Origin of the sequence: Mesorhizobium sp. M1A.F.Ca.ET.072.01.1.1 (assembly GCF_004023325.1) — a bacterium.
Lineage (GTDB): Bacteria > Pseudomonadota > Alphaproteobacteria > Rhizobiales > Rhizobiaceae > Mesorhizobium.
Map to the genome: position 1 here is coordinate 33,145 of NZ_RZSF01000011.1, position 12,592 is coordinate 45,736.

Annotated in this window: 12 protein-coding genes and 3 tRNA genes; 1 reads left to right on the forward strand and 14 read right to left on the reverse strand. The window is 57.9% G+C overall.

From position 1 onward, the window contains the following. Positions 1-18 precede the first annotated feature (18 nt). The 6 genes from EOA32_RS03280 to EOA32_RS03305 all read right to left on the reverse strand — a co-directional run bounded on the left by EOA32_RS03280 (position 19) and on the right by EOA32_RS03305 (position 5,900). Positions 19-1,305 carry a phage major capsid protein gene (locus EOA32_RS03280; protein WP_128370858.1) on the reverse strand — a complete coding sequence of 429 codons (1,287 nt, stop codon included), beginning with the start codon at positions 1,303-1,305 and terminating at the stop codon, positions 19-21. 21 nt (positions 1,306-1,326) lie between these two features. Beyond that, positions 1,327-2,031: an HK97 family phage prohead protease gene (locus tag EOA32_RS03285; protein ID WP_128370859.1), complete on the reverse strand. Its 705-nt coding sequence runs from the start codon at positions 2,029-2,031 to the stop codon at positions 1,327-1,329. Continuing rightward, complete coding sequence (locus EOA32_RS03290) at positions 2,028-3,266, reverse strand: phage portal protein (protein ID WP_128370860.1); 1,239 nt, start codon at positions 3,264-3,266, stop codon at positions 2,028-2,030. The genes EOA32_RS03285 and EOA32_RS03290 overlap by 4 nt, the downstream gene beginning before the upstream one ends. A 41-nt stretch (positions 3,267-3,307) precedes the next feature. Continuing rightward, positions 3,308-4,903 (reverse strand): terminase TerL endonuclease subunit, encoded by a 1,596-nt coding sequence (locus EOA32_RS03295; protein WP_210214804.1) that lies wholly within the window; start codon positions 4,901-4,903, stop codon positions 3,308-3,310. A 12-nt stretch (positions 4,904-4,915) separates the two neighbouring features. Next, positions 4,916-5,380, reverse strand: a complete 465-nt coding sequence (locus EOA32_RS03300) for a terminase small subunit (RefSeq protein WP_128370861.1) — start codon at positions 5,378-5,380, stop codon at positions 4,916-4,918. A 202-nt stretch (positions 5,381-5,582) separates the two neighbouring features. Continuing rightward, on the reverse strand, positions 5,583-5,900 hold the full coding sequence (locus tag EOA32_RS03305; RefSeq protein ID WP_128370870.1) for an HNH endonuclease signature motif containing protein: 318 nt from the start codon (positions 5,898-5,900) through the stop codon (positions 5,583-5,585). Between the two features lie 103 nt (positions 5,901-6,003). Here EOA32_RS03305 and EOA32_RS03310 point away from each other — a divergent pair, with 103 nt between their 5' ends. Continuing rightward, positions 6,004-6,363, forward strand: coding sequence for a hypothetical protein (locus tag EOA32_RS03310; protein ID WP_128370862.1), 360 nt, complete (start codon positions 6,004-6,006; stop codon positions 6,361-6,363). A gap of 216 nt (positions 6,364-6,579) precedes the next feature. Here EOA32_RS03310 and EOA32_RS03315 read toward each other — a convergent pair whose 3' ends face one another. The 8 genes from EOA32_RS03315 to EOA32_RS03355 form a co-directional block, all read right to left on the reverse strand. Next, entirely contained in the window at positions 6,580-6,804 is a 225-nt protein-coding gene (locus EOA32_RS03315; RefSeq protein ID WP_128370863.1) for a DUF2158 domain-containing protein, read from the reverse strand. Next, positions 6,801-7,019, reverse strand: coding sequence for a hypothetical protein (locus EOA32_RS03320; RefSeq protein WP_128370864.1), 219 nt, complete (start codon positions 7,017-7,019; stop codon positions 6,801-6,803). The genes EOA32_RS03315 and EOA32_RS03320 overlap by 4 nt, the downstream gene beginning before the upstream one ends. A gap of 222 nt (positions 7,020-7,241) precedes the next feature. Continuing rightward, positions 7,242-7,317: transfer RNA gene (locus tag EOA32_RS03330), tRNA-Asn, on the reverse strand. Between the two features lie 4 nt (positions 7,318-7,321). Beyond that, a tRNA-Gly gene (locus EOA32_RS03335) sits at positions 7,322-7,395 on the reverse strand. Between the two features lie 6 nt (positions 7,396-7,401). After that, positions 7,402-7,478, reverse strand: a tRNA-Met gene (locus EOA32_RS03340). A gap of 461 nt (positions 7,479-7,939) precedes the next feature. Further along, complete coding sequence (locus tag EOA32_RS03345) at positions 7,940-8,944, reverse strand: hypothetical protein (protein ID WP_128370865.1); 1,005 nt, start codon at positions 8,942-8,944, stop codon at positions 7,940-7,942. A 657-nt stretch (positions 8,945-9,601) separates the two neighbouring features. Continuing rightward, entirely contained in the window at positions 9,602-11,860 is a 2,259-nt protein-coding gene (locus EOA32_RS03350; RefSeq protein ID WP_128370866.1) for a bifunctional DNA primase/polymerase, read from the reverse strand. 348 nt (positions 11,861-12,208) lie between these two features. After that, entirely contained in the window at positions 12,209-12,592 is a 384-nt protein-coding gene (locus tag EOA32_RS03355; RefSeq protein ID WP_095784167.1) for a hypothetical protein, read from the reverse strand.

Below are 12,592 nucleotides of genomic sequence, written 5' to 3' on the forward strand. Positions count from 1 at the left end.
GCCCGCCAATGACTAAGATTAGACCGAGCACTTCAGCTTGCGGATGGCTTCCGCCAGGGTGACCTGGCCGCCAAGACGCTTGCGGAAGATGAAGCGGACGTTTCCGCCAGTTGCCTGCGTGTACGGGTCGCGGAGCATCGACATCTGGATACGGTCAACCAGCGTGTACGCCTTGGCGAAGTCGCCATAAGCCACCGGATACAGGCCGGCGCCCTCGGACGGCATGTCCGGCACCTCAACGTAGGGGTCGCCGTCGATGGTGTTCGGCTTGCCGAGCGCAATACCAGGCATCCAGATGTAGTTTTTCTGACCATCCTTCAAGCGGCGAACTGAGCCGAGCGTATTGCGATTCAGAGCCCAAGTCGCGTTGCGGGTGTAAGCGGTCTTGACGCCAAATTTGAGCGACAGCAGGCCGTTGGCCTGGCCATCAGCGTCGGCGATCGTCGCGGCGGTGCCGGAGTTGGTTTCAGCAACGCCCGCAGCGGTCATCCAGCCTTCCGGCTTACCAATGCCGTTGCCCGAAACAACCGCAGCACCCTCGGCAACCGCGAACTGTTCGGTGGCCTCGGAACTGATCTCCGATTCCATGCTGAACGCCGAGTCCTCGAGGTTCTGCTCGCTGATATCGATCAGGGCATACATCTCATGGGTCGGGATTTCCCACATGCCGTAGCGCAGACCATCGGTCTCGGAGCGAGTGCCCTGCTCAGCAACCCACACAGCCGCATACTGGCCGGTGCGCTTCGGGATCTGGATGGCTTTGGCGGCGGTCGAGCGCACACGGACGAGCGAGCGAACCGGGCTGATTTCCGTCACGCTCTTGATAATCTCGCGAACGTACTCCATCGGAGCCAGGTAGCCGCCGGTCGTATCATTACCGACCGACAGCGCCTTGTATTCGGCCTCCACCTCCCTGAACAGCTTCTGCTGCTCGGCGGTCAAGGAAACACCCTGCGTGTGAGCGAACACAACGCCGCGCGCCCACGACTCGTGGCGCTTCTTCATCTCGGCGACCTTGTCGACCGAGGCACCACCACGAAGCTCAAGTTTGGCGAGCTTCTCTTCGATCTCGTCAACGTGCTCCTTTTCGGTGTCGGCAGCCTTCTTGGCATCCAACAGCGAAGCGGTCAGCTTTTGGTTTGCGTCTTCGAACTTCTGAAGGGCGCCCTCGATGCGGTCAACCTTCTCAGCCGTAATAACGTCGGCCGAGCCCTTCTTTTCAATTTCCTTCAGTCGATTGTCGTTGGCCGCTTTGAATTCCTCAAACGCGGTCATGACCTGCTCAATGGCGGTCTTCTCAGTCATAATGATGTCCTTTTGGGATGTTTAGATGCTCGCGCGGATGCGTTCCGCCAAAGCAATGAGGTGCGCGTCGCCAGCCTCGTCTCGAGGATCTGTGTCCGCTGCTTTGAAGCCCGCCGAGGCAATCGCCTTGGCAGCGCTGTGTGAGTACCCACCTACATCCCGTAGGAAGTCCTCGAATTCACGAATGGTTGTGATGCCCGCGGCCGCCTTTACCGCCTTTACGCGCGCTTTGTCGTTGGAGGGGTCATCAACAATGGAGACTTCATAAAGTTTAACGCTCTTAAGTCTCCTGCGCTCTTCGCCGGTTGGCGAAGGCGGCGTTACATCAACAGGCGAATAACCAATCGAAAGACCGTCAAGGATGCCATCCTTCATCAGGCCGTGGATTCGCTTGCCGTAGTCGGTGTCAAGGTTGGACAATTTGCCCTTAACGAACAGGCCGCGGTTGTCTTCCTTCATTTCCGTCCACTTGCCGATAGGCAAATCATCGAAAACAAATGGATTTCCCGCGCTGCCGTGCATCAATTTCATTGCCGGCAGGCGTCCGCGGTTATTCCAATCGGTAAGTGTCGACTTGAATGCACCAGGCTCAATGACGTCTTTATGGCTGTCAAGGTTGCCAAAAACGGCACCGTAACCACTAAAAACGCCGGTATCTGCGTCAATTTCGCTTGGCGCAAACTTGAATTCGCACCTAACGAATTCGTCGGTGTTCTCAATCGTCATTGATTGTTGTCCTTCGTCGGCTTCCCGCCATTGTCGCCACCTACGGGCGCCACATTGGTTGGCTTCGGCAGGTTTGCCGCATCACCGCCCTTGGGGTTTAATCCCTCCTTGGCGCGCACTTCGTCTTGCGTCATCCATGCTGGCGTTCCGCCGGCACCAAGGGCCTTAGTGAAGTACTCAGAGCGGTCCTTTGTGGCTCCGCGCTCGAGCGCCCACAGGTCGAATTTGGCGCAGTAGCCTTCTTGGGTGTCGTCGCCGAGCAAATCACAGTCGATGGACGCCTCAATTCTCTCGCACCACGGCAAAAGCGTATGCTTTATGTGCGCATCGAAGAAGGCTTCAGCGCTGGCAAACGTCGCCGTCTTGTCGGAATGCCCGACCATCTGCGGAAACACCTTGAAAGCACGACAAATCTCTTCGATTTGAAACTTTCGCGTCTCCAGATGCTGCGCATCGACGCCGGTCATTGACCGCTGCATCCAATTCAGACCGGAATCGATGACAAGCGGCTTATGTTTGTTGGCGCCACCAACCTGTGCGGCAATCCACTTCTGCAGTTCGATGTATTTCTGCGGATCAATCTTCTGATCAGTCGAAAGAACGCCCGACATCTGCATGCCGTTGGCGTGCAGCTCGCCCTGCGTCGTTTCCGTCGCCATTGCGAGGCCAATTGCCTCGCGTGCGCGCTTCGTGGCGTCCATTCCGAGCCACGTATTCCATGACGGCCCGCGGACATGCCAGACAAGTTGCTGCGGAACGACCATTGTCTGGCCGTTCGCACCTGTAATCGTATAAGTCAGCGAATAATCGTCATTTCTAACGACCGAAACGTTGCCAGGCTCAAGAGGGATAAGCCCCTTTACCTTGCCGCGAACCAGTATCTTGAAGAAAAAGGCGTCACCCGTAAGCATGAGATGAAAAATCATGGTCTCACGCATGCCGAAACTGGTTTGCCAGTCGTTCGGCTTACGAAAAAGCACCTGATAAAGCGGGTGCTCCGGTGCTACGACGCTGCCATTTCCCTCGGCCGTGTGCCGCATAACGTGCAACGGCACTTGCGCAATGCCATCGGCAACCGCCCGAACGCATGCAAGCACGGTCGTAACGTCTAAAGCAGTGTCCCAATTTACCGTAGTGCCGGCTTTGGAAACTCTGCTCGCGAACCAAGTATCGAATTCGCTGGAATACGAAACCTTCTTGGCCTCTCGGCCGAAAAGCCTAGCCCAAATGCCCATGCGGCAATTCTCGCTTCTATGAAAATCGCCGCGATATCGGCTTAGATTGGTGGCGGTTCGGCCGCGTAGTCGACGTTAGGGTCCAAAGTTTCCCAGAACGACGGACCGCTATCGGCTTCGACGTGCGTGCCGGCCATCGCCGTGGCCATCGCAAGCGCCACCGCGCCGTCGATACGGCCTCGAGACTTCTGTTTGTCGAGCTTTCGATTGCCGGAAGGATCCGGACGCACCGTTGCATTCATCATGCACATGGTCAGAACCGGGTGGCCGCCGTGCGCCATCTTCTTGTTGAGCAAAATGCTCTCAAGATCGCGCAAAGCCGGCGACATCGACGCATAGCCTTGGCCGAACGGCTCAAACACAGCCGCGTCGCCCTCAAGTTGCTCATCGGCAAAGCCCGCCGCCAGGAGCCACGGCTTCAGGTGCCTCCAGTTCCAGCGGTCAAAAGCGATCTTGCGGATGTCGAGCGTGTCGAAAAGGCCGCGAAGATGAGCCGCCACGAACTCGTAATCGACGGTTGGCCCTGGCGTCGCCTCAAGAAACTCGCCCTGCCACACGTCGTACGGCACCCGATCTGCCTTAGCCCGCTCACGCAGGCTATCACCAGGCAACCAGAATGTTGGCTTCACGTGCCAGATGCCATCCTTCGGCGCCATTAGCACCAACGCTGTCAAATCCGACACTTCCGACAAGTCCAGCCCGCCAAACACCGGCAGGCCCTTGAAGTCATCAACGACTGGCGCATCACATGCGCGCCAAATGGCCGGCGTCACAAACGGCGCGGAGGCGTCAATGCGCTGGTTAAGAAACAACCACCGGAAGCTCGCTTCCTTGGTCGGCATACGCGACGCAAGCAGCGAAAAGTCCTCTACGTCCTTGACGGAGCGGAACACGCCCAGCGCCGGATTGGCCGCGGCCCATGCTTTACGGTCCGTAAGTTCGCAGTCCGCCGGTGCCGTGTAGATGTGCGAGACAATTCGCGGATCCTTCGACGTCGCCGCGTCATCGATCCACCGGCTGAAAAGATCATTGTCTGTAGCCGCCTGCGTCGAAATCGCAAACAACATCGCGCGGCCTTCGTAAGCGCCTTGCGATGTTTCGATGGCCTCAACGAAATCATCAGTCGGCCCTTTGATCTGGCCAACCTCGTCCAGAATCGCCAGGATGGGCGAGCCGCCATGCGCGCTCTTCGCCTCGGCCGAGCTGGCCTGGTATTCGACGTTCCGCGCCAGCCCTACAATCATCTTGCTGGACGGAACGATGCGCGCGAGCTTTGAAAGCTCAGGCGACATCATGATCATTTTTGCGGCGTAGTTGAATACTTCCGCCGCCTGCTTGCGCGACCGCGCGCCGGAAACAATGCGCCCGTTCTGGTAGGCCTCCGGGCCAACGATGTGCGCCAGCAGGAGACATGCAATCAAACCAGTCTTGCCGTTCTTTCTGGCAATCGACAGATACGCGCGAGAGGTGCCGTGCGGGTTGTCGTAAACGTCCAGAATGAACTTGCGCTGGAACGGCAGTAGCTTGACTGGCTTGCCGAGCAGCGTCCCTTCAGGGACCAGACAAAAACGCTCGATAAACGCAATAACGCGCTCCCCGCGCGTTAGCGTTTTGCCCTTCTTCGGCTTTTTGGCCATGCGCTTTCGATGCTATTCTGGTCGCGCCAGAAGATCGTCCTCTAGAGGGTTGTCGCCCTCGATTTCCTTCGCGGCTGCGCGCCGCTTAGCCACATCTCTGGCCTCGCCCGCTTGCGCGCGTGCGTGAAGCGACAGCGATCTACGGAATGAAAGGATCGAGCTCGCGTGCATCTGCACGATCGACTTGCGCGGATTGGCGACAGGCGTGCCTTTTTCTGAGTAGGACACGCCACCTTCGTCGCGCAGGAGCTTCTGCTCGCGCGTTAGGTCGGCCATTGTCCTGGCCAACATCGCCGCAATCTCAAGCTGGTGTGCCGACCATTCTGACCTTGCGTACTCGGCGATGACGTTGTAGAAGAACGGCATGTCTTCCGCGTCTAGCGGGACGTTTGCGGGCGGCTCTACCTTCGAGGTGGCCTTGCCCATAACGCGCACAGCCTCAGCCGCGCTATCAATGCGCGCTTTGCGCTTCGCCATGACACCACCCTATGGAAAAACCTGTATTAGCGCTAACGCTAAGGGGACCACGCCGGTCCCTGGTGGATTCGGCCAAGGGATTGAGACACCCCCCCCCCAACCCTCGATTGTACCACGCCTGATCGTCGCCGTCGAGCACAAATTGCGAAATATTCTTGCGTTTTGCAATAAATCGTGCGGTTTTCGATGTATTGATGTTTGGTCAGTCGAACTCGATCGGGTAACCATCCAGACCATACATCACTATCTTTGATCCTCGTTCGAGCCTTTGCTTTACTGAGTCGTGATGATACTTGCATAGAGATTGCAGGTTCGAAGGATCATAGAATAACGCTGCGTCTCCTCTATGCGGCTTGACGTGATCAACTGTGTCAGCAGCAGTCACATCCTCAATGAGGAGGCACATACCGCATAGAGGCTGTGCAGCCAACTGACGCTCACGCAGTCTCAGCCACCGCGCCGTCTTGTACAGGCGACGATATTCGGCCGCCTCAGGCGAGCGCCTGTCTGGCTTTGGCATTTTGCGGATAACCCAAACAAAACGATCGCCGACCACTTATCGATCGAGCAAATGTCGATTAATTATGTCGGCAGATTCGACCGGCAACAAATTGGAGCAAACAATGCAGACTGTGCTTTTAGGCGCATCTGGAACACTGACGGTTGCAGCGATAATTGCAGTGGTGACGCTGGCGTTCAAGAACCCAGAAGCTTACTGGAAGCTCTTCAAAGTCCTGGTTATTCTGCCCGTCGGCGGCTTGGTTGGTTATCTTGGTTATGCGCTTGGGTCTGCGGATGGCGGCAAAAACGCGGTCGCGCAAATCAAATCAGGCATTCCTATGGACACTGTCAGCACGGGGACGGTGCCGGGCTGGCCCTTGACTGTGGCTTCGGTAGTGTTCAGCATTCTCGCCCTCCTAACATGGTTCCCGGAATACCTAGGAATTAAAGGCAGGAACGACGGCGACAAGAAGCTGAACTAGCGCCGCCAGAGGAACCCACTTCAGGCCGAACATCGCGGCAGCCAGATACGGGCTTCCGGCGCCGTTTGGCCATTCGGTGAGCCAATTCATCGCGCGCATCCGCTCTATCCCGTCGCGAGGTGTCGTACATCATAGGCATTGAGGTGATACCAGATCCATGCTCGCATCACCCACTCATCAAACCACTGACGTACCTTGTCGAGCAATCGGGTGATGCTATTCATCAGGGTCTACCCAGTGGACGAGCGCTTCCTCCGGCAAGTCCTGCACTGACAGGCTAGAGCCATCGAACCAGGCAACCTCAACCGTACCGCAGTCGCATGCATTGAGCACGGTAAGCGGCGGCCCGCCACTGATGAGTGTGACGATGTCGCCTACTTCGAAGGCGTCATCGGTCTCAGGAATGGGCGTACCGTTGAACCAAGGGCTGAATGCGTTCATGTGTATTCTCCTCCGTTGACCTCTGGCGCATCGCTAAGACCGACTTCCAGAACGGTCAGGCAGCGCGTATCCCAGACGTACCGAGTGTTGGACTTGCCCGGTCCGACGTGAACCGTGTCAGCCTCAACCCACGCACCGCCGGTCAAGTCGTAGTTGATTACGCGAGCTCGATAGCTGGCGTCTTCTGGCACTGTAACCACAACTGCAGTTGTCATGTATTCTCCTCTCATTGAATTGGTCAGGGTGCGGTGTTCCGCCCACCGGCATCCGGCTTCCAAGGCCGGTACTCTTCTGCACGAGCTTCACCCTGCTAGCAGGGTCGCGGTCGATCCTCAGACATCGTTGCTTCCTCTGTGATTGGCGAAGGTGGCTGGAATCGAACCAACACGGAGGCGGTTTTGGAGACCGCTGCTCTACCGTTGAGCTACACCGACATTTGGCTGGAGAGGCAGGATTCGAACCTGCGATAGCGCGGTTAACAGCCGCGTGCCTTACCTGCTTGGCGACACTCCAAAAATGGAGCGGATAGGGAATATCGAAATCCCGCACATAGGGTGGAAACCTACTGCTCTGCCTCTGAGCTATATCCGCGTTGTTTGGTTGCGCTGGTCGGATTTGAACCGACGTTCTCTTGGTTATGAGCCAAGCGAGATAGGCCGCTTCTCTACAGCGCTAAATTAAAGGCCAGGCGTGTCGCAACTCACGCATCTCTTTGCGCCGTGGGCGCTACTAGCCACCTTCGATACGAACAGTGGCGTGACGGAAAGCCGTTCCGTCCTCTGGCAATCGCTGGTTAGGTCGGTCTATCAAACACGCAACCGTCCAGCCTAGAATTGGTGCCTCGCTCAACCACAGCCAGGCGCTAGGCGACCAGCAATAGGAGCGAGGCAGAAACGCCACAACGCTGCGGGAGGAGGGCGCGCGAAGTGGCGATGAGCGACAACAAAGTAGGCGCGGATGGCGCACCAAACCGCTATATGGCTGTTGTCGTATAGTTACGCCCGGTTCAGCGGTGGCGCCGCGATGCACAAGCATCTGTTCCGCCACATAACCGAGCGTCCGCATTGCGGAAGGTGTGGGGATGTCAAAAACATCCCTTCATCCTTCCACACCATGGCAGTCGCGAATTGCGGCACTAGGCAGCAGATTTTTTGAGTGCGGCAAGCAAATTATCATTCGCTGCCTGCAGTTTACGGCGCCCTTGCCTTTCGCGCGTGCGCCTATGGCCACCATCGCCAAGCTCGGCCAGGCTGCCGGCCTCGAGCGCCTTGTCCAGCACAGTGGTCTCGGCCTCGGTCAGGTATGTCAGCGTTGCCTCCCAGACCTGGCGGTTGACGATATGCGCAGATACGTCCTGCCAGGCCACCGACCCGCTTTCGCCTTTCTTGCCCTTCTGCATGCCAAGGAAGCTTTCGGCTACTCGCTGGCTGCCGCATGGCAAGCCCTTCCGGTACCGCTTCACATGCGGCAGCACTGGCGTGTTAGCGTAGGCCTCCGCAAGCATTGTGCGGGCTTCCGCGGCCGAATACGAGCGCCCGTAGCGGCGCCCGGTTCCCTTCACGTACCGTGGCTCAATGGCGCCCAGCATTTGGGCAAAATACAGGTTCGATTGCTCAATGTAGGCTTCGCTGACGCCATTACCGCCGAGCATGCGCTCTTGCTGTTCCTCCGTGCGCAGCATGGCGCCAACGGGCATTTCTAAATCTTTGATGACCAACTTGCCGTCCAGCCCTTTTGCAAAACCTTTCTCGGTTTGCGTACCGTCGCTGAAGCGCAGCCTTCCGATGCGGACTACGACCCGATGCCGCTTTCCGTTATCGTCTGTAGCGAAACCGTACTCCACATCCCGAGCGACAGGATACAGTTCAAGGTCATGTTCGCCTTTTGCTTTGCTCACGTCAGCGACTGGAACTGGACGACAGTCGACTTCCGCGGACTCGCGCAAAATCTTTGAGATCGTTGGCCTGATCGCCAATCGCCTCTCCACGTGCGTGTTTGCGATTTCCTCTGGATTGGCGTTGTCGTTGGCGGGAACGATCGTCCAGTTCGTGCGGGCAGTCTCAACTGGTGCATCGATGTCGGCACGGTTGCGATAAGCCAGCATCGCAGAAAGCTGATCGGCCAAAGATCCTTTTTTCAATGTGTGCTCCCACAATCAAAAAGTTCGAGTGCCGCTCGGCCTTTGACATTGGCAGCCAAGCTGAACGTTCCATCACCGGCTGGCCGCCACGACAACATTTTCCGCTGTTCGAGGCTGCGCCGAGTGCGGTCAGCGAAAGCGGCCGACCAGTGATGTACAAAGCCTCGCCGGAGAAAGTCGGCCTGGTTTTCCGTGATCCGTAGTTGCGGGTGGCTCCATGTCTGGATCATGTCACCGCCCGACCTGGCGTTGGCTTTCTGTTCTTGCGCACCGTTTGGTCTGCATCTCTGGTCCCCGAAATGTGCGGTTCGTGCTGGGATTGGTGCGGCAAGGAATGCGCGCACTACATAAAAAGCGCCAGGCCGTGGTCGGTAAAGGGAACCTCGAAAAAAAATAGGCGCCGGCTCGCGGCGGCCGTGCTCGCGCTTTTTGCGACGTTCTTGATGAGGTCCGAAATGCTAACCTCCTGAATGGGTCCTTCCTTTCCTTCGATGTTCCGCAGGGTCTCACTTTCTTCGTGAGCCACGTGCCGCCCACCTCTTCCTGAGTGACCTGTTCACTACCTGCCTCCCCCTCCACCACTACACCACACCCTCCCCTTAAAAGGGGGGAGGGGTGGTAGTGGGAGGTGGATAAATACTTGCGGTGGGGTGATTTTTATCCACCCACGCCCACGTGATGTGGTGAGGTGGTGGCTGCCGGGCGAATATACTTGATTTTTCGCTCGACGTGTTTGGGGTCCGGTCTGGTCTCGATGGATATAATTCCACTGCCCAGCCATGCGTCGAGGACCGCCTTCATCCGCTTCTTTTCGGCCGACATGACCTTTTCTCTGACGACATCGACGCCCATCGCCTCGGCCAGCACGTAGCCCGCCCATTCATCCGACTGTGCGCTTTCGCGATGATCCTGGTTGCCCAGCGTGACCAGGACGCGGTCCTTAATTTCCGCAGACACGGTCTCTGCGACTTCCTCGTCAGACGGCCAGTCCCACTTTGTGACGACGCCGGCATGGTCCTGCGGGCTAGTCAGCCCGACGCCGTTGCCGAGCGCCACGGATTCCAGCTTGCGCCAGTCTGCCCGGTGGTCCTGCTTGGTGAGATTGGCTTTGCCTTGAGTGATGTAGAAATAGCTGAAGCGGTCGTTTCGATCGATGCCGGCCTTCGTGGCCTGCTCTGCCGTCATTCGGTTCAACACGCGCACCGATCGCGCTGCGCCGATCAGGGACACCGCACCTCGAGCATCTTCCACCGTTGCCTCACGGTCCGAAAGTTTCTTCAGGTGATGCACGATATCGATGGCGCAGTTAGTCTCGTCGGCTATGTGTCCCCACAGTTTGGCCACCTTATCGATGGCCCCGTTGTCATTCTCATTGACGCTGTGAGTGGACACAAACGGGTCAACGATCATGACGTCAATCTTGTGCCGCTGTATCTGCTCAACGACAGCCTCGACGATGGGCACCTGTATCTTGACGCCTTTCTTATCGTCCACCGCGACTACGAGTTCCTGCTCGCGTCCCGTGTCCACGAACAGATAGCCGTTCATGTCGTCCGGACTGAGGTTGTAGTGCTTGGCCGCAGCCTGAATTCGGCGTTCGAGCTCGTCGCGTGGGTCCTCCGCATTGAACAGCCACACGCGCAGGCGATCGTCTGGCTTGGTGCCTGTCAGCATCTTGCTTGACGTCATGGATAGCGCCTCAACGATGCTATTGCTGGTTTTGCCAAGTCCGCCAGGCGCCACCGTCACGGACACGTACTTGCGCACGTAGTGCTTGCCGAAGGCGAATTCGCGCCGTGGCAACGTGCGTGGATCTTTCCACATGTACGGCGTGATGGTGATGGGCGGTGCGTCCTTGTGGCGCGCCTCTGAAACGGCATCAGTAATCTTGTCTTGAACTTCCGTCTCAGTGGTCGGCTCGACAATGGCGTCTATCTTGGTTGGCTTCCTTCCCTTAGCCAGACCATTGGCGATCATTCGCTTGACGTCGACCAGCCGCGTGTTGTCCTGCGCAAAACCCGGCTCTGGTATGTGCCGCGGCTGCCGCTCGCCAGCGTCCAGCCCGCGCCGAATCTTGGCAAGCGTCTCGCGCTCGCCGTCCTTCTGGGCAACGCCGCACGCCATGGCGGCATCATATAGCCGTCCTTCAGCGTCCGAGCGCGATACAGCGCCGGCGCCGACCAGTTGGCCCACGCTGAAGGCACTGGCGTTGAGCGCATAGCCTCGGCCACCTGGTGGCGTGGTGGCGAGGCCGCGTAGCTCGTCCTCAAGCGCACGCTCGACGTATGGCGTGTTGCCGCTCGACTGATAGTGATATTCAACCGGGTGATGGTGCTCGCGCTTCGGCGGTAGGACGAGCGAAAGGAGCCACTGCGGTGCGTCAACAATGTGCTCCGGTCCGTAGCCGTCGACCCATTCATAGCCGCGACCGTCGCCTGCCACACTACCAGGCGCAATGACGTATCCGCCGGTTCCTCTGACGTCCACGCAGAGACCGAGGCCGCCACGGTTCCGAATGCCGTCAACGTATTTGAAGAATAGATGCGTACCGCCGCCCATGGTGGTCGCGCGAGCCGTGTCAGGTAAGGGCCCGTGCCGAGCCTCCATCTCGTCCAACCACTCATGACCGTCACCAACGCCTGCTTTTTTGTCGAGATCCAGCACCCACACGCCAGTTGGCTTGCCGGTCGGTAGGCCGATCATTGCGTCCGGTGTGCGCCGCCACCATTCCCGTACGATGCGCTCGTTTTTGGTTGCGCCGCGTAGACCATTCGAAGTCAGCGGCGTCTTGGGTGCGAGGTAATCTCCTGTATGGTCATCCCATTCCTCTTTGCCGCGGCAGGGGAAAACGGGAAAGCCTTTTGCTATGTAGAAAAGGGCACGGTCTAGCGTTGCGAGATTATCGCAGGCTGTCATTTTGCTACTCGCTTTTGTGCGGAATTACAGGGCTGCTGCTGGGCTTGTCTTAACGGAGCCACTTCTGTGAGGATAAGTTAGGCGGCGCGCGATGCCGTAGCGTTATCGTTAGCCACGCGATGATCGGCCGCCCACTTGTCTAAGTCATCAGTCGAGTAAACGACTGCATTTCCGAAGCGTATGAACGCAGGGCCGCCGCCGTAGCATCGCGCCTTGTCTAGAAACGATTTTGACAGCCCGAGATAGTCAGCTGCCTGTTTTACTCTAATCAGTGCCATATTCCCTCCTTTTGCTTGCCGGTGCACTGGGATATATGGGATTTCCGTATTTTTCTGTAGTTGCTTTAAATCAGCGCTCACGCATTTCATTAACGAGGGAGCGCGCCACATCCATCGCAGCCTCGTACTTCGCGATCGCAGCCTTGACCTTGCTCTCGTCACCCAATCGATACTTCACACTGAGGGCAGCCAGGCGGGCCTCATAACTCATGCCTGCAGACCGCAATTCGTCATTCTCTGCCCCGATTTCCGCCCAGCGATGCTTTGCTCCGAAGGGCTGGCGACCGCGGGGCGCGCTGCGCAAAAAGCTGGCAAGTTCCATCGTATCCGCGCCGGCCGAACCGCTTGCAATGACTGATTCCAACAGCTGTAGCGCCTCCAAGCGCAGACCCGCGTGGAGGAGGTCGCGAATCTGGTGCGCCTTCGCGTCAAACTTTTTGGGAAGGGGTGCCAT